This window comes from Bradyrhizobium sp. AZCC 1693, assembly GCF_036924745.1.
In the GTDB taxonomy this organism is placed as follows: Bacteria; Pseudomonadota; Alphaproteobacteria; order Rhizobiales; family Xanthobacteraceae; genus Bradyrhizobium.
The window spans coordinates 4,668,086-4,684,550 of sequence record NZ_JAZHSD010000001.1 but is presented as its reverse complement, the minus strand read 5'-3'; the positions used below and the strand labels follow the sequence as shown (position 1 = coordinate 4,684,550).

Below are 16,465 nucleotides of genomic sequence, written 5' to 3'. Positions count from 1 at the left end.
GTTTTCCGAAAAGATCATGCTCAAACAAGGTAAGTGACCATGACAACCAAGACCGAGACCATCGAGGGCACCGTGGCCGAATACGTCACCGCCGTGATCGGCGGGCAATTGTTCGGCCTGCCGATCTCGCGGGTGCAGGACGTGTTCATGCCGGAACGGCTGACGCGGGTGCCGCTGGCCTCCAGCGAGATCGCCGGCGTGCTCAACCTGCGCGGCCGCATCGTCACCGTGGTCGACATGCGCGCCCGCCTGGGCCTGCCGAAGAACGACGACGGCAAGCCGCCGATGGCGGTCGGCGTCGATCTGCGCGGCGAGTCCTACGGCCTTTTGATCGACCAGATCGGCGAGGTCTTGAAACTTCACGACAACGGCCGCGAGGAAAACCCCGTCAATCTCGACCCCCGCATGGCCAAGCTGGCCGGCGGCGTTCACCGTCTCGACGGCCAGCTCATGGTCGTCCTCGACGTCGATCGCGTTCTCGAAATCGTGCCGAAAACAACCCTCCCAGCGTAGCGCCGCGCGTCAAGCAAGGAAGCCCAAAATGAAAACCTGTCTTGTGGTCGATGACTCCAGCGTCGTGCGAAAGATCGCGCGCCGTATCCTGGAAGATATGGACTTCCAGATCACCGAGGCCGAGGACGGTGAGCAGGCACTCGAGGCCTGCAGGAGCGCCATGCCTACGGCGGTTTTGCTCGACTGGAACATGCCGGTCATGGACGGCTACGAATTCCTCGGCCATCTGCGCCGCCTGCCCGGCGGCGATGCGCCCAAGGTGGTGTTCTGCACCACCGAGAACGGCATGGATCATATCTCGCGTGCGCTGCATGCCGGCGCCAACGAATACATCATGAAGCCGTTCGACAAGGACATCGTCGCCGCAAAATTCCAGGAAGTCGGTCTGGTCGCGCTTAACGAACAGAGCTCGGTCTAAATCTTATCCGCTTGCCCTTGAGAGGCCCCCGTGACCCCGCCAGACTATGAGTATCTGCGTAAGCTCCTGAAGGATCATTCCGGTCTCGACCTGTCCGCAGACAAGCAATATCTGATCGAAAGCCGCCTGCTTCCGCTGTCGCGCAAATGCGGTGTGCCGGGCATCGGCGAACTCGTGCAGAAAATGAAGGGCGGATCGTCAACGATCATCGCCCAGGTGGTCGAAGCCATGACCACCAACGAAACCTTCTTCTTCCGCGACAAGGTGCCGTTCGAACACTTCCGCGACACGATCATGCCGGAGTTGTTGAAGGCGCGCGCCGGTCGCAAGAGCATCAGAATATGGTGCGCCGCCGGCTCGACCGGCCAGGAGCCGTATTCGCTTGCCATGTCGCTGAAGGAAATGGGCGCGACGCTTGCCGGATGGCGCGTCGAAATCATCGCGACCGACCTGTCCACCGAAGTGCTCGAGAAATCGAAGTCGGGCGTCTACAGCCAGTTCGAGGTCCAGCGCGGCCTTCCGATTCAACTGCTCGTCAAATATTTCAAGCAGAACGGCGAACTCTGGCAGATCAGCCCGGAGCTGCGCGCCATGGTTCAGCACCGGCAACTGAACCTGCTGCACGATTTCTCCCAGCTCGGCACCTTTGACGTCATCTTCTGCCGTAACGTCCTGATCTATTTCGATCAGGACACCAAGATCAATATCTTTGGCCGTCTCGCCAAGGCGATGGAAGGCGATGGCTTCCTGGTGCTGGGCGCGGCGGAAACGGTTGTCGGCCTGACGGATGTCTTCAAGCCGTTCCCGGACAGGCGCGGTCTCTATCGGCCGAACGGCGCGCGTGCCGCGTCTGCGCAGGCGGCAACGTCGATGCCAAAAATCGCGGCGATGGCGGGACGGTGAGCGATGACAGAGGAGGGCAAAGGCGCCGAGCGGGTTACGTTCAGCCGGGGCTATGACGTCTGCCTCATGGCGATCGACGGGACCTGGCGCAGGGACTGCCAGCTCAACGCGATCTCGGACACCGACGCCACGCTGACCGTGGAAGGCTCCATTCAAGGCCTCAATCTCAAGGAGTTCTTCCTGCTGCTGTCGTCGACCGGCCTCGCCTATCGCCGCTGCGAGCTGGTTCGCGTCAACGGCACGGAAATGGACATCCGCTTTCTGAGAGGCAAGCACGCCAAGAAGCGGTCGGGCGCCTCGTCAAAGGCTGAAGAGGCGATGCATTAGAGCAGAATCCGGACCCGCACGGCCGCGTTAGCGCAAAGTGGGTTCCCGGTTTTCCGTCGCGACAAACGCGGAACGCGTTTGCGCCCGGCGATCGCAGCAGGTAGTTACCGGCGCGAGAAAATCCGGGTGAAAGTTTGCGGCGGAGGGACATGGTGCGCTCCAGCATGGCGGTGCCGTGTCGGGCTTACGCCCCGATGACCGAAAGTGCCGGCGGGCTTGAGGCGCATGGATCGCTATCGCCGGGATCCAGCAGAGAGCGCAGGGCAATGCCAAGATTGATGCCGCAGGCCTGCAATGCGGCGGCAGCCTTCATGTAGCGAGGAGACACGTCGTCGAGCACGATGATGTTGGTGGAACTCTCGGGGCTGCCGGGCGAAGTTTCCGGCGAAGTTTCCCTTGCGATCGTCCGCAGGCTGTTCTGGAGGTCCGAAATCACGGCGCGGTAGGCGTCATCCTGGCCGAGGGGCGCCTGCGCGACGCCGTCGCCTGCTGCATTCCGCATGGTTGCACTTCTTAGTTACTTTTTTAGGGGTGCGTTGCTACTTGTGCGTTAAGCTGTGGTCCCGTACAAATACGGTCCGGTATGGAGTTCGATACCGTTATCCGAGTGTGAGTCACATTCAACCACGCATGGACGATGGAACATGGCTGAGAAAGTCCCCTCCCGTGGGGAGATCTTCGTCGTCGACGACGACCCTGCCGTTCGCGACACGCTATCGATGGTCCTGACGGCAGGCGGCTATCAGGTCATCTGTTTCGCCGATGGCGCCGCCCTGCTGGCGATTGCGCGAACGCGGACGCCAGCCTGCATCCTGCTCGATGTGCATATCCCCGGTAAGTCCGGTCTCGATATTCTGAGAGAGCTGCATGGTGAGGATTACCCTGCGCCGATCTTCATGATCTCCGGGCAGGGCGACATCGCCATGGCGGTCAGCGCCATCAAGAACGGCGCGCTGGACTTCATCGAAAAGCCGTTTCGCGGCAGCGAAATCGTGGCGCGGCTCGATGAGGCGATCGAGGCCTATGCTCGCCGGCAGGCGGAGAATTCGGCATCTCGAATCGCGACCCTGCATTTTCCGGGACGCGAACCGCTCACGCGGCGCGAACGCGAGGTGCTGGAACAGTTCACCGCCGGCGCTTCCAACAAGGAAGCGGGACGGCATCTCGGAATCAGCCCGCGCACGATCGAGGATCACCGCGCCAATATCATGAAGAAGCTCGGCGCGCGGAATGCGGCCGACCTTGTCCGGATCGTAATGACCACCCAGCGTCAGGGCCAAATCTGATTATGGTTCTGATCGCAGGCACACGGGCCTGATCGGGGACAGCCGCGGCGCTGGATGCGCGCTCCGCGGCGTTCAGTCGGCGAGCGCTTTGCGAATCATGATCGCCATATCCGATTTCCGGTAGGGCTTGGCGAGCAGCAATACGCCTTCGTCGAGCCGGCCGTGATGAATGATGGCATTCTCGGTATAGCCCGAGGTGAACAGTACCCTCAACCCGGGCTTGACCTTCGCGATCTCGTCGGCGAGCTGGCGGCCGTTTATGCCGGGCATGATCACGTCGGTGAACAGCAGGTCGAACGCATGGCCGATACGGACGAGCGCGAGGGCTTCGGTTGCGTTCGCCGCGTCCAGCGTGACGTAACCGAGTGAATGCAGTTGCGCCAGCACATAGTCGCGCACCAGCTTGTCGTCCTCCACCACCAGAATCGTTTCGCGACCGCCTTCGACGGCCTGCGCCAGTGCCGGCTCGGCCGCCGGCAAGGTGCCCGTGGCCGGCGGCAGGTACATCTTGATCGTCGTGCCATGGCCCTCCTCGCTGTAGATCATGATGTGGCCGGCCGATTGCTTGATAAAGCCGTACACCATGCTCAGTCCGAGGCCGGTGCCCTTGCCGGGGCCTTTTGAGGTGAAGAACGGATTGAATACCTTGTCGAGCATCGCTGCCGGGATGCCGGCCCCGGTATCGCTCACCCCGATCATGGCGTAGCGGCCGGGCCGGACGTCGCTGTGCATCCTCGCATAATTGTCATCGAGAATGACGAAGCCGGTTTCGATGATCAGCTTGCCGCCATCCGGCATGGCGTCGCGGGCGTTGAGGGCCAGGTTGAGGATCGCGGTGGCGAGTTGATTGGGGTCGACGATCGCCGGACAGGTCTCGTCTTCGAACACGGATTCGATCTCGACATGCTCGCCGAGCGTCCGCTGCAGCAGTTTCGCGGTGTCGATGATCAGCGTGTTGACGTCGGTTACCTTCGGCTCGAGCGGCTGCTTGCGCGCGAATGCGAGCAGGTGCTGGGTGAGGTCGGCGCCGCGCGACGCCGCCTCGTCAATCATTCGCGTGATGGCGGCGAGTTGCGGCTCGCCCTTGACGGCGTCGGCCAGGATTTCGATCGTTCCCGTGATCACGGTGAGAATGTTGTTGAAGTCGTGCGCGATGCCGCCGGTGAGCTGGCCCATCGCCTCCATCTTCTCGGCCTGCCTGATCCGCTCCTCGGCGGCGATCTTGTCGGTGAGATCGCGGACGAATCCGTTGAACACGAAGCCACCGCGCGTTCTCAGCGCGGCGATGCTCAGCTCCGCAGTGATCTTCTTTCCGTCCCGTCGCCTTATCTCGAGCTCACGGCGGGGCTGGCGGACCGCCTCGTTGCCGGAAAGCAGGAAGGACTGCAGGGCTTTCTTGAGAGGGCCATGCCCGTCCGGCTGGCCCATCAGTTCGAACACGTTCTTCCCTAGCGCTTCATCGCGCGACCATCCAAAGATATTTTCCGCCTGCGCATTCCAGTCCCGGATGAAGCCCTTCTCGTCGATCTGGACGAAGGCATCGAGCGCCGTGTCGACGATGCCGCGCGCCAGTCGTTCGCTTTCGCGCAGCGCCTCCTGCGCCAGCCGGCTCTCGGTCATGTCGCGGCCGACGAAGAAGAAGCGCCTGGCCGGCTCGGACCATGTTCCGAGCCATGACAGCCACACCTCTCGCCCGTTCTTGTGGATGCAGCGCGTGTCGGACATCTTCGGGCGCTGCCCGCGCCGTGCCGCGCGCATTTCCTTGCGTGAGGTCTCGAGATGGTCGGGATGAATGAAGTCCTCGCCGCTGCGGCCGATCATTTCCTCCGGCCGGTAGCCCAATATGGCCTCGCTGCTCGGGCTGATCTGAACCAGAAATCCTCTGGCATCCATCACCATGATCAGATCCTGCGAGGTCTCGAAGATGCGGCGAAGCTCTTCGGTCTGCCGACGCAGCACCTGCCGGGTCTTGTTGGTTTCGGTGATGTCGCGCGCCACCTTCGAGATGCCGATGGTCGCGCCTGAGGGGGACTTGATCGGGGAGATGCTGAGCGCAACTTCGATCCGCCCTCCACCTTTTCGCAGCCGCACTGTTTCACTGGCTTCGATGCTTTCGCCCCAGCCGATCCGGCGCAGCGCGTCCTGCAGCTCCGGCAGCCGGTCTTCGGGTACAAGCAGCGTGATGTTCTCGCCCGTGGCTTCCGCCGCGCTGTAGCCGAACAGCCGCTCCGCCGCCGAGTTCCAGCCGGTGATGGTGCCGTCGAGCGACGTCGTGATGATGGCGTCGTTGGAGGATTCGACCGCCGCGCTGAACAGCCGCTCCCGCTCGGCATGATGGTCGCGCGCCGCTACGGTGCGGCGATGCTCCTGTACCTCTTGCTGGAGCGCGGCGGTCTTTGCGTTCACTTCGCCGATTGCTTGCGCAAACGCGCGTGCCAGTACGCCGGTCTCGCCGCGTGCTTCGACCGGAATCGCAATCTTCTTGTTACTGGCCACTCCCTGCACGGCTTCGGTTAACTGCACGATCGGGTGGGTCAGCGACCTCGCGATCAGCAGGGCCAGCACTGCCGCGCACAACACCGCGATCCCACCAACGAGAAGGGAAGTATTTCGGATGCTCGCGGCCGGCGCCATGATGACCGCGTTAGGGGCGGTTTCGACCACGCCAACCCATTCGACGCCGGCCAGCAGGGCAGGCGCGAGGGCTATTCCGCCCGGCCGTGCGGCTTGATCCGGAACTATGTCCGCGCTGACTTGCGTGGTTCCGGCCTGCGACGCCAGATGCGGGAAATCGGCTTTCCAGTTGTTCGGCTTGCCGAGCAACGCGCCGAACTCGCGCGACCGATCCGGGTGAATGAGATAGTCGCCCTGCTTGTTGACGACGTATATGGTCTCGCCAGGCAACACCGACGACCGCACGCGCTCGAACGCGCGCCGCATGTCGAGATTGATCATGAAAATGCCGAACCGTTTGCCGTCGTCTGCGAATATCGGCGTCGCGATGCGGAGCGTCGGCCTGTGCACCTCCTCGATCAGTCCGTTCCGGCGACCCAGATCGAGCGACGAGACGTAGATCTGTCCGGGGCCTAGCCGGATCGTTTCCGGGAAGTAGCTGCGATTGCTTCTCTTCTGCAATCCCTCTTCGGGAACGATCCGAACCGTGTCGTTCGGTCCCGCGCGATCGACGCGGACAAGCTCACGGCCATCATCATCAAGGCCTATGATCCGAAACATCGCGTAGATGGGCTTGGCTTCGAGTTCGGCCGCGAAACGTGATGCAATCCGGTCGCGCCAGGTCTTTTCGGAGACGCCATCGACCGGATCGATGCCCCCGGCGCTGCGGGCGCGGATCAATCCCTGCAGCCCTACTGCGGAACGAAAGCCCGTGACGTCTCCGGTTGCGCTCGCCGCGTAGTATTCGAGGTCGGTCGCGAGCTGCCGCGAATGAGTCTCGATGCGGTCGCGGGCGCGCAGCAGGAGCGCCTGTTCCAGGTTGCGATAGTTCAGCCATCCGACCGCGGAAACCGCGACCGCGACCAACGCAATCATCGCGATGGAAAGCCTGGTTGTGAGCGTCATGTTGGGTTCGCTCGCCCTCCGCTCCGGCCCGGCGAACTGCCGGGCAAATCGGATGCTATGGCGCATTACGGGGAGGAAGCAACACCGCCGCGCGATGGCGGGCCGCGTTCAGCGGCTTCCAGGCAGCCCGCGACGGCTGCCAGGAGGTCGGCTGGCCGGAACGGTTTCTGCAGGCTGGAGATCGCTCCGAGCTTGGTCGCCATGGTCAGGAAGTCCGGGGTCGTGTCGGCGTCCGACGAGATCGGCCGGCCGGAGATGACGATGATCGGAAGCTGCGGTTGCTGCTGGCGAACCATCCGCATGGCTTCAAATCCGTCCATTCCCGGCATGAAGATGTCGAGGAACAACAGATCGAAATTCCCGGTTTGGCACAGCGCCAGGCCCTTTCGGCCGTCATCGGCAGCGACCACGCTATGGCCGGCGCGCTCCAGCAACAGGCGGACCGTCATCTGGACCGCCCCATCGTCATCCACGATCAGTATTCTTGCCAAAGTAAAAAGTTCTCCGGGCCCCGCTGGAATCAGGTCAACGGCAGGTTGCGAGTTTCGCCGAATCGTCGTGTTGCTGCAACTGCTTCGCCGCTACGAACGCTCCGGTTAGCCGTCAAAAAGCTGGATAAAAACGCAGTTATCCGCCTGTTGCCGGGCAGACAAATACGAAGCCCTGCGCCTGCAGCGCGAGGCCCAAGGGCAAGGATCAGTTGCTGAGATATTCCGGATATCGCGATCGAATCCGGGCGAGTTCGCTGAGCGTGCCCGACAGATGTGTGCGCAGATGCTTCTGCGCCTCGTCGGGTTCCCCCGCATCGATTGCTTTTGCGATCAATCTGTGATGCCGCACGATATCCTGCGCCTTGCCCGGCGAGGGCAGATGCATCCGGCGCAGCCGGTCGATATGCCCGCTGCGGCTGCGCACCAGCGCCCAGATGTCCTGCTTGTCGGCAGCCGTGTAGAGCTGGCTGTGGAACTCGTTATCGGCGGCCATGAATTTTTCGAAATCGCCGGCCTTGGCGTATTGCTGCTGGAGGGCAATCGTCGCGTGAAGCTCGGCGACGAGCGTTTCGTCATGCTGGATCGCGAGCCCGCGCACGATTTCGAGTTCGACCGCCTGCCGCAGGAAATGCGCCTGCTGCGCCAGCCGTACGTCGACCCGGCTGACCACGGTGGCATGTTGCGGGAAGACGTCGACGAGGCCTTCCTCCTCGAGCCGCATCAGCGCATCGCGGATCGGCGTCGAGCTGACGCCGAACTGGCCTGCCAATGCGGCGCGCGACAGCGGCGATCCCGGCGGCAGCTCCAGCGAAATGATCATGCTGCGCAGGCGCTCGAACACCTGCGGCGCGGCCTGGCGATCGCGATCGAGCCCGCCTGTGGAACGCGGGGCTGCGCGGCGGGAGGCGGAGTTCGGGGGAGCCATCGGGCGACCGGCCGTTCCAGAAGGGACTTGCTTCAGATACACTAATACATTAGTGCATCTCCCCAGAAGCGTCAACGAGACGCCGGAGGAGATGCACAATGAAAAACAGGATGTGGAGCGCCTGCGCGGGCGTCGTTGCGATGCTGATTTTGCTGCCGGGCTCCCGGGCATCGGCCCAGCAGAAGTCGGAAGTGACGCTGTCGCGGCAGCCGGGCATTTTCTACATGCCCTCGCACATCATGGAAAAGAACAAGCTGATCGAGAAGCATGCGGCTTCCCTCGGCCTGCCCGGCGTCACCACCAAATGGATCAATTTGAGCGGCGGCGGCGCGCAGACCGATGCCTTGCTGGCCGGCAGCGTCGATATCCTCAACACCGGGACCGGCAATCTGCTGCTGCTGTGGGATCGCACCCGCGGCGGCGTCAAGGGCATCGTCGCCACCTCGGCGCAGCCGATGACGCTGATCAGCCGCGATCCGAATATCAAGTCGATCAAGGATTTCGGCCCGAACGACAAGATCGCGGTGCCCACCGTCAAGGTCTCGACGCAGGCGATCGTGCTGCAGATCGCCGCCGCCGAAGCCTTCGGCGCCGACCAATGGTCGAAGCTCGATCCCAACACCGTGCAGCTCGGCCATCCCGACGCCTATGTGGCGTTGACCAACACGCAGCACGAGGTGCGCAATCATTTTTCGATTCCGCCGTTCACGTTCCTCGAATTGAAGAACGTTCCCGGTGCGCATGTGGTGCTGTCGTCGCCCGATGTGATGGGTGGCCCGCTCAGCCAGGCGCAGTTCTTCACCACGACCAAATTCGCCGACGCCAATCCGAAGATCGTGCAGGCGGTACGCGACGCCACCAAGGAGGCGCAGGACCTGATCCGCAGCGACACCAGGGCTGCGGTCGAAATCTACAAGGAAGTCACCGGCGACAAGACCAGCGTCGAGGATTTGCTGGCGTGGCTCAAGGAGCCCGGCATGATGGAGTGGAACCTGCAGCCGCAGGGCACTATGAAATTCGCCGCCCACCTGTTCAAGGTCGGCACGCTGAAGACCATGCCAAAAGCCTTCACCGATTACTATCTGCCGGCCGCGCACGACCTGAAGGGCAATTGATCGACATGACCGCGCTTCTCGATGTCAGTGACGTAACGCTGCGCTACAAGACTTCGAGCGCGGTGGTGACCGCGACCGAGCGGGTCAGCTTCACGGTCGATCGTTCCGATCGCTTCGTGCTGCTCGGCCCCTCCGGTTGCGGCAAGTCGACGCTGTTGAAAGCGGTCGGCGGCTACATGACGCCGAGCGAAGGCAAGATGCGCATTAGCGGCCGGGAAATATCAGAGCCCGGCGCCGACCGGATGATGATCTTCCAGGAGTTCGACCAGTTGCTGCCGTGGAAGACGGTGCTGGAAAACGTGATGTTCCCGCTGCTGATGACGCGCCGTTTGCCGCGCAAGGAAGCCGAGGCGAGGGCGCGCGCCTATATCGAAAAAGTCAGCCTCACCCGTGTCGTCGATGCCTATCCGCACACGCTGTCCGGCGGCATGAAGCAGCGCGTGGCGATCGCGCGCGGCATGGCGATGGAGCCGGATATTCTCTTGATGGACGAGCCGTTCGCCGCCCTCGACGCGCTGACGCGGCGCACCTGCCAGGACGAGTTGTTGCAGCTCTGGGCAGAGACCAAGTTCACCGTTCTGTTCGTCACCCATTCGATCGCGGAAGCGATCAAGATCGGCAACCGCATCCTGCTGCTGTCGCCGCATCCGGGCCGGGTCAAGGCCGAGGTCATCGATGTCGACAAGGTCTCCGGCGCGGACGGCAGCGCCGCGCGGCTGGAAAAGCAGATCCACGATCTCTTGTTCGCGGACGCCGTGACGGCACATTGAGGGGAGCGCGCGATGGGCGAGGCAAAAATTCTACTGCGCGATGCCGCCGATGCGTCGGCAATTGTCCCGGCGGAAGTCGAGCGCAAGCTGACAGTATTGGAGCTGTTGTGGAACGACGGCTTCGTCCGCAAGTCCGTGATCATCATCTTTCTCGCCGCGGCCTGGGAGATCTACGGCACCGTCCTCAATAATCCGCTGCTGTTTCCGACCTTCCACGACACGATTCTGACGATGTTCGACAGGGTGCGCGACGGCACCATTCCCATGCGCGCCTGGGCGTCGCTAAAGGTGCTGTTCATGGGCTATGCCGCCGGCATCATCCTTGCGGCCATCTTCACGATTCTCGCGATCTCGACCCGGATCGGCACGGACTTTCTCGAAACCATCACAGCGATGTTCAATCCGCTGCCGGCGATTGCGCTGTTGCCGCTGGCGCTGATCTGGTTCGGGCTTGGCAACGGCAGTCTGGTTTTCGTGCTGATCCATTCGGTGCTGTGGCCGGTCGCGCTCAACACCCATTCCGGCTTCAAGAGCGTGTCGAACACGCTGCGGATGGTCGGCCGCAATTACGGCCTGCGCGGTTTGCCTTATGTCGCGCGTATTCTCATCCCCGCCGCCTTCGGCTCGATCCTGACCGGACTGAAGATCGGATGGGCGTTCGCCTGGCGCACACTGATCGCCGCCGAACTCGTGTTCGGCGTGTCGTCGGGGCAGGGCGGCCTCGGCTGGTTCATCTTCGAGAACCGCAATCTGCTGGATATTCCGGCGGTGTTCGCCGGCCTGTTGACGGTGATCGTGATCGGCTTGATTGTCGAGAACCTGATCTTCCGCACCATCGAACGCAATACCGTCCAGAAATGGGGCACGCAGTCATGAGCAACAAGAAGAACCCCGCCGACCTCCGCAGCGCGCGCTGGTTCGCGCCCGACGATCTCCGCGCCTTCGGCCACCGCTCGCGGGCGATGCAGATGGGCTACGCGCCGGAGGAATGGAAGGGTCGGCCGGTCATCGCGATCCTCAACACCTGGTCGGACGCGCAGCCCTGCCACATGCATTTCAAGAGCCGCGTCGACGACGTCAAGCGCGGCATCCTGATGGCGGGCGGTTTCCCGATGGAGCTGCCGGCGCTGTCGCTGTCGGAATCGTTTCTGAAGCCGACCACGATGCTCTATCGCAACATGCTGGCGATGGATGCCGAGGAACTGCTGCGTGGCCATCCCGTCGATGGCGTCGTGCTGATGGGTGGCTGCGACAAGACCACGCCAGGCCTGCTGCTGGGCGCCACCAGCATGAACCTGCCCACGATCTATCTGCCGGCGGGGCCGATGCTGCGCGGCAACTGGAAGGGCAAGACGCTTGGCTCCGGCTCGGATGCCTGGAAATATTGGGACGAGCGGCGCGCCGGAAAAATCTCCGACAAGGACTGGGTCGATGTCGAGGCCGGCATCGCCCGCAGCTATGGCACCTGCATGACCATGGGTACGGCGTCGACGATGACGGCGATCGCGGAATCGATCGGCATGACGCTGCCGGGCGCGTCCTCGATTCCCGCCGCCGATGCCGGCCATATCCGCATGGCATCCGAATGCGGCCGACGGATTGTCGAGATGGTGTGGGAAGACCTGACGCCGGAAAAAATCCAGACCCGGAAAGCCTTCGAGAACGCGATCACCGTCGCGATGGCGATGGGCTGCTCGACCAATGCGATCATCCATCTGATCGCGCAGGCCCGCCGCGCCGGTCAGGACATCGGGCTCGACGATTTTGAAAAGGCTAGCCGCAAGGTGCCCGTCATCGCCAATGTGCGCCCGAGCGGCGACAAATATCTGATGGAGGATTTCTTCTATGCCGGCGGCCTGCCGGGCCTGATGAGCCGGATCAAAGAGCATCTGCATCTCGACGTCATGACCGTCACCGGCCAGACGCTTGGCGACAACATCGCGCGCGCCGAAGTCTACAATGACGACGTCATTCGCAGCGTCGAGAACCCCATCTACAAGGAGGGCGCGCTCGCCGTGCTCAAGGGCAATCTCGCGCCCGATGGCTGCGTGATCAAGCCCAGCGCCTGCGAGCCGCGTTTTCTCAAGCACACCGGCCCGGCGCTGGTGTTCGACGATTACCCCTCGATGAAGAAGGCGATCGACGATCCCAACCTCGACGTCTCGGCGGATCATGTGCTGATCCTGCGCAATGCCGGCCCGCAGGGCGGGCCGGGCATGCCGGAATGGGGCATGTTGCCGATCCCGACAAAACTGGTGAGGCAGGGCGTGCGCGACATGGTGCGGCTGTCGGACGCGCGCATGAGCGGTACCAGCTATGGCGCCTGCATTCTGCATGTTTCGCCGGAATCCTATATCGGCGGGCCGCTGGCGCTGGTGCGAACCGGCGACAAGATCACGCTCGACGTCAACGCGCGCACCATCAACCTTGATGTGCCGGAGGCAGAACTCGCAAAGCGCCGCGCCGAATGGAAGGCGCCGGAGCCGCGCTACGAGCGCGGCTATGGCTGGATGTTCACCAAGCACATCAAGCAAGCCAATGAAGGCTGCGACTTCGATTTTCTGGAGACCGGATTTGGGAAGCCGGTGGAGGAGCCGTCGATCTACTAACTCAATGTCGTTCCGGGGCGCGAAGCGAACTATGGTGCGCAATTGCGCACCTGAGAACCTCGAGATTCCGGGTTCGATGCTGGCGCATCGCCCCGGAATGACAAACCAAGGTCCGGCGAGCAAACGCCGAGGCATCACAGGGAGGGCGACCAATGACCTTTACACGACGAAACCTACTCGCCGCGGCCAGCGCCGCCGCTGCCACGACGCTTCTCGCGCGCAGCGCGGCTGCGCAATCGTTCTCGTTCACGCCGAACCAGCGCTATCCCGATCCGGCGGTGCAGATCCTCGATCCCAGCTTTGCAAAGTATCGGATCTATTCCTCGACCGTCGAACAGGTCGCCACCGGCATGCGCTGGGCCGAAGGCCCGGCCTATTTTCCCGAGGGCGGCTATCTCTTGTTCTCCGATATTCCGAACAACCGCATCATGAAGTTCGACGAGAAGACCAGCCAGACCTCAGTCTTCCGCGCCAACGCCAACTACGCCAACGGCAACGCCCGCGATCGTCAGGGCCGGCTCGTCACCTGCGAGCATTCGGTCACCCGCCGCATCACCCGCACCGAGAAGGACGGCAAGATCACGGTGCTGGCCGACAAGTTCGAGGGCAAGCGGCTGAACGCGCCCAATGATATTGTGGTCAAGTCCGACGACACCATCTGGTTCACCGATCCCCTGTTCGGCATCAACGGCGAATGGGAAGGCAAGAAGGAAAAGCCCGAGCAGGCGACCACCAACGTTTATCGCCTCACCAAGGACGGCAAGCTGACGGCCGTCATTACCGACATCGTCAATCCCAACGGGATCGCTTTCTCGCCGGACGAGAAAAAACTCTATGTCGTGGAGTGGAAGGGCACGCCGAACCGCAGCATCTGGAGTTTTGACGTCAATGACGACGGCACGGTGGGCGGCAAGACCAAGCTGATCGATGCCGCCGATCAGGGCGCGCTCGACGGTTTTCGCGTCGACCGTGACGGCAATCTGTGGTGCGGCTGGGGCTCGAACGGCGCGCTGCAGTCCGAGCCTTCGGACGTCGGCGGCCGAAAAGTGTTCCAGCTCAAGGGCAAGCCGGAAGAGCTCGACGGCGTCATGGTGTTCAGCCCCGCCGGCAAGCCGCTCGCCCACATCCGCCTGCCGGAGCGCTGCGCCAACCTCACCTTCGGCGGCCCGAAGAACAACCGCCTCTATATGACGAGCTGCCACTCGGTCTACGCGCTGTATGTGGAGTCGCACGGGGCGGTGTGAGCCATCTGTCGTTCCGGGGCACGCGAAGCGTGAACCCGGAACCTCGAGATTCCGGATTCGCTCGCTAACGCGAGCGCTCCGGAATGACGATCAACTGGGATGAATGAAATGACAAAACTGAGCGACGCCACCCGCAACAAGCTGAAAACAGTCTCCACCGCCACCGTCGCCACCGCGCTGTTCAAGCGCGGCTTTCGCATCCAGATGATCCAGGACGTGCATCCGCTCGGTCCCGATCAGCCGGTGCTGGTCGGCGAAGCCTTCACGCTGCGCTACATGCCGGCGCGCGAGGATCTCAACAAGATCGACGTGTTCCGCGACCGCGGCCACCCGCAGCGCAAGGCGATCGAGGATTGCCCGCCCGGCGCGGTGCTGGTGATGGACAGCCGCAAGGATGCGCGCGCGGCCTCCGCCGGCGCCATTTTGGTGACGCGGCTGATGCAGCGCGGCTGCGCCGGCGTGATCACCGATGGCGGTTTTCGCGATTCCGCCGAAATCGCCGCCCTCGGCTTTCCCGCCTACCACCACCGCCCGAGCGCGCCGACCAATCTGACGCTGCATCAGGCGATCGAGATCAACGTCCCGATCGGCTGCGGCGACGCGCCGGTGTTTCCCGGCGACGTCATCCTCGGCGACAGCGACGGCGTGATCGTGATCCCCGCGCATCTGGCGGATGAGATCGTCGACGAAGCGGTCGAGATGACCGCGTTCGAGGATTTTGTTACGGAGCAGGTCCGGGGCGGCCGCGGCATTTTGGGACTGTATCCGGCGACCGACCCGCAGACGCTGACGGATTTCGCGGAATGGCGGAAGAAGAATGGGCGGTAGCGGACAAAGGCCGCTATCCCTAACCTCTCCCCGCAAGCGCGCAGCGCTGTCCGGGGAATGATTCACTATGCCGCAGCGCATGCCCGGCAAATCCAGCGTGAGCCGGATACTTTCTGGTTGTCGAGACTCAGAAAGGGGCCGGGCATGCGCTGCGTAAATAGCATCTTTGGGGAGCTTCTCAAACCGATCGATCGGCGGCAATTTCGCGGGATTGTGGAGAAGCATGACGGCGACGCCTACGACAAGTCATTCAAAAGCTGGGATCATTTGGTGACGCTCGTCGGAGCCCAGCTAGGCCAGGTGATGAGTCTGCGCGCGGTCGAAGGCGCTTTCAATGCCAACAGCCATCAGCATTATCATCTTGGTGTGGGCCGGGTTGCTCGTTCGACGCTTTCGGATGCGAATGCGCGGCGCCCGGTTGGCGTTTTTGCGGAGACCTTCGCCATGCTGGCGGAGAAGGCTGATCGACATACGCGGGTGGAGGGAGCCGAGATGGTTCGGCTGATCGACTCGAGCCCGGTTCCGTTGGGCAAGGTGTGCAAATGGGCTGAATGGAATGGTCGCATCCGCGGCATGAAGATGCATACGGTCTACGAACCGGACGGCAAGTGCCCCCGCTGCGTCGAGATTACGCCGGCGACCGTCAACGACGTCGAGATCGGCCGCCAAACCGAACTCGAAGCCGGCGTGACTTACGTGTTCGACAAAGGCTATTACCACTTCGGCTGGTGGAAGAAGATCAATGATACCGGGGCTTTCTTCGTCACACGCACCAAGGTGAGCACGCGCTTGCGCAAGTCGAAGTCCCGGTATGTCCGCAAGACCATCGGCGACGGTTTCAAAATCATCAACGATGCCGATGTCGCGCTTGCGAGCAAAGGCGATTCCAGTCTTCCGATTCCGTTGCGCCGCATCAAAGTCAGGCGCGACAAAGGTGGAGTGATCACGCTCATCACCAACGATCTCGAACGCACAGCCGTCGAGATTGCGGCACTCTATAAGAGCCGTTGGCAGATCGAGCTTTTGTTCCGTTGGATCAAGCAGCATCTCAATCTTCGCAAGTTCATGGCCAAAAACGACAACGCAATCCGTCTGCAGATCCTCGCCGCGATGATCGCATATCTGCTTCTGCGCCTCGCCCGGCGATTGAATTCCTTGAAAATGCTGGACTTGCGCTTCGCCGAGTTGGTCTGCCAACGCCTGTTCATGCGAAGTCACATCGCAAAAATTGACAAACCTCCGCCGGTCAACCCGAGCAAGCCGAAGCCCAGGTTTTCTGCCGATCAACTGGGATTCTGCTATGAGTGATTTTTCCCCGGACAGCCCTGCGCTTGCGGGGAGAGGTCGGAGCGCATCGAAGATGCGATCCGGGTGAGGGGGTACAGGTCTATCTATAGACTGCAGTGCTTGCGGAGAGAGCCCCTCACCCCGACCCTCTAAGAGCGAGCTTCGCTCGT

Annotated in this window: 16 protein-coding genes; 12 read left to right on the top strand and 4 right to left on the bottom strand. The window is 62.5% G+C overall.

Annotated elements, in window-relative coordinates; genetic code table 11:
* Positions 1-39: 39 nt before the first annotated feature.
* From V1293_RS22310 to V1293_RS22295, 4 genes are read left to right on the top strand one after another with little or no spacing between them, the layout of a single operon-like run.
* On the top strand, positions 40-513 hold the full coding sequence (locus V1293_RS22310; RefSeq protein WP_334512250.1) for a chemotaxis protein CheW: 474 nt from the start codon (positions 40-42) through the stop codon (positions 511-513).
* 28 nt (positions 514-541) lie between these two features.
* Entirely contained in the window at positions 542-931 is a 390-nt protein-coding gene (locus V1293_RS22305) for a response regulator (RefSeq protein WP_334512249.1), read from the top strand.
* Positions 932-961: 30 nt separating this feature from the next.
* Entirely contained in the window at positions 962-1,834 is an 873-nt protein-coding gene (locus V1293_RS22300) for a CheR family methyltransferase (RefSeq protein WP_334512248.1), read from the top strand.
* A 3-nt stretch (positions 1,835-1,837) separates the two neighbouring features.
* Positions 1,838-2,161, top strand: coding sequence for a PilZ domain-containing protein (locus V1293_RS22295; RefSeq protein WP_334512246.1), 324 nt, complete (start codon positions 1,838-1,840; stop codon positions 2,159-2,161).
* A 184-nt stretch (positions 2,162-2,345) separates the two neighbouring features.
* On the opposite strand, the gene V1293_RS22290 is transcribed toward V1293_RS22295, so the two are convergent.
* On the bottom strand, positions 2,346-2,663 hold the full coding sequence (locus V1293_RS22290) for a hypothetical protein (RefSeq protein WP_334512244.1): 318 nt from the start codon (positions 2,661-2,663) through the stop codon (positions 2,346-2,348).
* A 142-nt stretch (positions 2,664-2,805) separates the two neighbouring features.
* On the opposite strand from V1293_RS22290, the gene V1293_RS22285 reads away from it, so the two are divergent.
* Positions 2,806-3,447, top strand: coding sequence for a response regulator transcription factor (locus tag V1293_RS22285; RefSeq protein ID WP_334512242.1), 642 nt, complete (start codon positions 2,806-2,808; stop codon positions 3,445-3,447).
* 72 nt (positions 3,448-3,519) lie between these two features.
* On the opposite strand, the gene V1293_RS22280 is transcribed toward V1293_RS22285, so the two are convergent.
* From V1293_RS22280 to V1293_RS22270, 3 genes are all read right to left on the bottom strand, one after another.
* Entirely contained in the window at positions 3,520-7,026 is a 3,507-nt protein-coding gene (locus tag V1293_RS22280) for a PAS domain S-box protein (protein ID WP_334512240.1), read from the bottom strand.
* 65 nt (positions 7,027-7,091) lie between these two features.
* Positions 7,092-7,517 (bottom strand): response regulator, encoded by a 426-nt coding sequence (locus V1293_RS22275; RefSeq protein WP_334512239.1) that lies wholly within the window; start codon positions 7,515-7,517, stop codon positions 7,092-7,094.
* A 205-nt stretch (positions 7,518-7,722) separates the two neighbouring features.
* Positions 7,723-8,442, bottom strand: a complete 720-nt coding sequence (locus tag V1293_RS22270; protein ID WP_334512238.1) for a GntR family transcriptional regulator — start codon at positions 8,440-8,442, stop codon at positions 7,723-7,725.
* A gap of 110 nt (positions 8,443-8,552) precedes the next feature.
* Between V1293_RS22270 and V1293_RS22265 the strand changes: the two genes are divergently transcribed.
* The 7 genes from V1293_RS22265 (at position 8,553) to V1293_RS22235 (ending at position 16,316) form a co-directional block, all read left to right on the top strand.
* Entirely contained in the window at positions 8,553-9,557 is a 1,005-nt protein-coding gene (locus V1293_RS22265; protein ID WP_442894365.1) for an ABC transporter substrate-binding protein, read from the top strand.
* 5 nt (positions 9,558-9,562) lie between these two features.
* Positions 9,563-10,327 (top strand): ABC transporter ATP-binding protein, encoded by a 765-nt coding sequence (locus V1293_RS22260; RefSeq protein WP_334512237.1) that lies wholly within the window; start codon positions 9,563-9,565, stop codon positions 10,325-10,327.
* Between the two features lie 12 nt (positions 10,328-10,339).
* Positions 10,340-11,203, top strand: a complete 864-nt coding sequence (locus V1293_RS22255) for an ABC transporter permease (RefSeq protein ID WP_334512235.1) — start codon at positions 10,340-10,342, stop codon at positions 11,201-11,203.
* Positions 11,200-12,936, top strand: a complete 1,737-nt coding sequence (araD, locus tag V1293_RS22250) for an L-arabinonate dehydratase (RefSeq protein WP_334512234.1) — start codon at positions 11,200-11,202, stop codon at positions 12,934-12,936. The genes V1293_RS22255 and araD overlap by 4 nt, the downstream gene beginning before the upstream one ends.
* A 152-nt stretch (positions 12,937-13,088) precedes the next feature.
* Entirely contained in the window at positions 13,089-14,180 is a 1,092-nt protein-coding gene (locus tag V1293_RS22245) for an SMP-30/gluconolactonase/LRE family protein (RefSeq protein WP_334512232.1), read from the top strand.
* Positions 14,181-14,288: 108 nt separating this feature from the next.
* Positions 14,289-15,008: a ribonuclease activity regulator RraA gene (locus tag V1293_RS22240; protein ID WP_334512231.1), complete on the top strand. Its 720-nt coding sequence runs from the start codon at positions 14,289-14,291 to the stop codon at positions 15,006-15,008.
* A 144-nt stretch (positions 15,009-15,152) separates the two neighbouring features.
* Positions 15,153-16,316: an IS4 family transposase gene (locus V1293_RS22235; protein ID WP_334516820.1), complete on the top strand. Its 1,164-nt coding sequence runs from the start codon at positions 15,153-15,155 to the stop codon at positions 16,314-16,316.
* Positions 16,317-16,465 lie beyond the last annotated feature (149 nt).

Bases quoted from the DNA above. Each gene is read 5' to 3' on its own strand.
- V1293_RS22255 (WP_334512235.1), top strand. From the start codon at position 10,340: ATGGGCGAGGCAAAAATTCTACTGCGCGATGCCGCCGATGCGTCGGCA.
- V1293_RS22285 (WP_334512242.1), top strand. From the start codon at position 2,806: ATGGCTGAGAAAGTCCCCTCCCGTGGGGAGATCTTCGTCGTCGACGAC.
- V1293_RS22290 (WP_334512244.1), bottom strand. From the start codon at position 2,663: ATGCGGAATGCAGCAGGCGACGGCGTCGCGCAGGCGCCCCTCGGCCAG.
- V1293_RS22260 (WP_334512237.1), top strand. From the start codon at position 9,563: ATGACCGCGCTTCTCGATGTCAGTGACGTAACGCTGCGCTACAAGACT.
- V1293_RS22265 (WP_442894365.1), top strand. From the start codon at position 8,553: ATGTGGAGCGCCTGCGCGGGCGTCGTTGCGATGCTGATTTTGCTGCCG.
- V1293_RS22310 (WP_334512250.1), top strand. From the start codon at position 40: ATGACAACCAAGACCGAGACCATCGAGGGCACCGTGGCCGAATACGTC.
- V1293_RS22305 (WP_334512249.1), top strand. From the start codon at position 542: ATGAAAACCTGTCTTGTGGTCGATGACTCCAGCGTCGTGCGAAAGATC.
- V1293_RS22240 (WP_334512231.1), top strand. From the start codon at position 14,289: ATGACAAAACTGAGCGACGCCACCCGCAACAAGCTGAAAACAGTCTCC.
- V1293_RS22270 (WP_334512238.1), bottom strand. From the start codon at position 8,442: ATGGCTCCCCCGAACTCCGCCTCCCGCCGCGCAGCCCCGCGTTCCACA.
- V1293_RS22235 (WP_334516820.1), top strand. From the start codon at position 15,153: ATGCGCTGCGTAAATAGCATCTTTGGGGAGCTTCTCAAACCGATCGAT.
- V1293_RS22280 (WP_334512240.1), bottom strand. From the start codon at position 7,026: ATGACGCTCACAACCAGGCTTTCCATCGCGATGATTGCGTTGGTCGCG.
- V1293_RS22295 (WP_334512246.1), top strand. From the start codon at position 1,838: ATGACAGAGGAGGGCAAAGGCGCCGAGCGGGTTACGTTCAGCCGGGGC.
- araD (WP_334512234.1), top strand. From the start codon at position 11,200: ATGAGCAACAAGAAGAACCCCGCCGACCTCCGCAGCGCGCGCTGGTTC.
- V1293_RS22245 (WP_334512232.1), top strand. From the start codon at position 13,089: ATGACCTTTACACGACGAAACCTACTCGCCGCGGCCAGCGCCGCCGCT.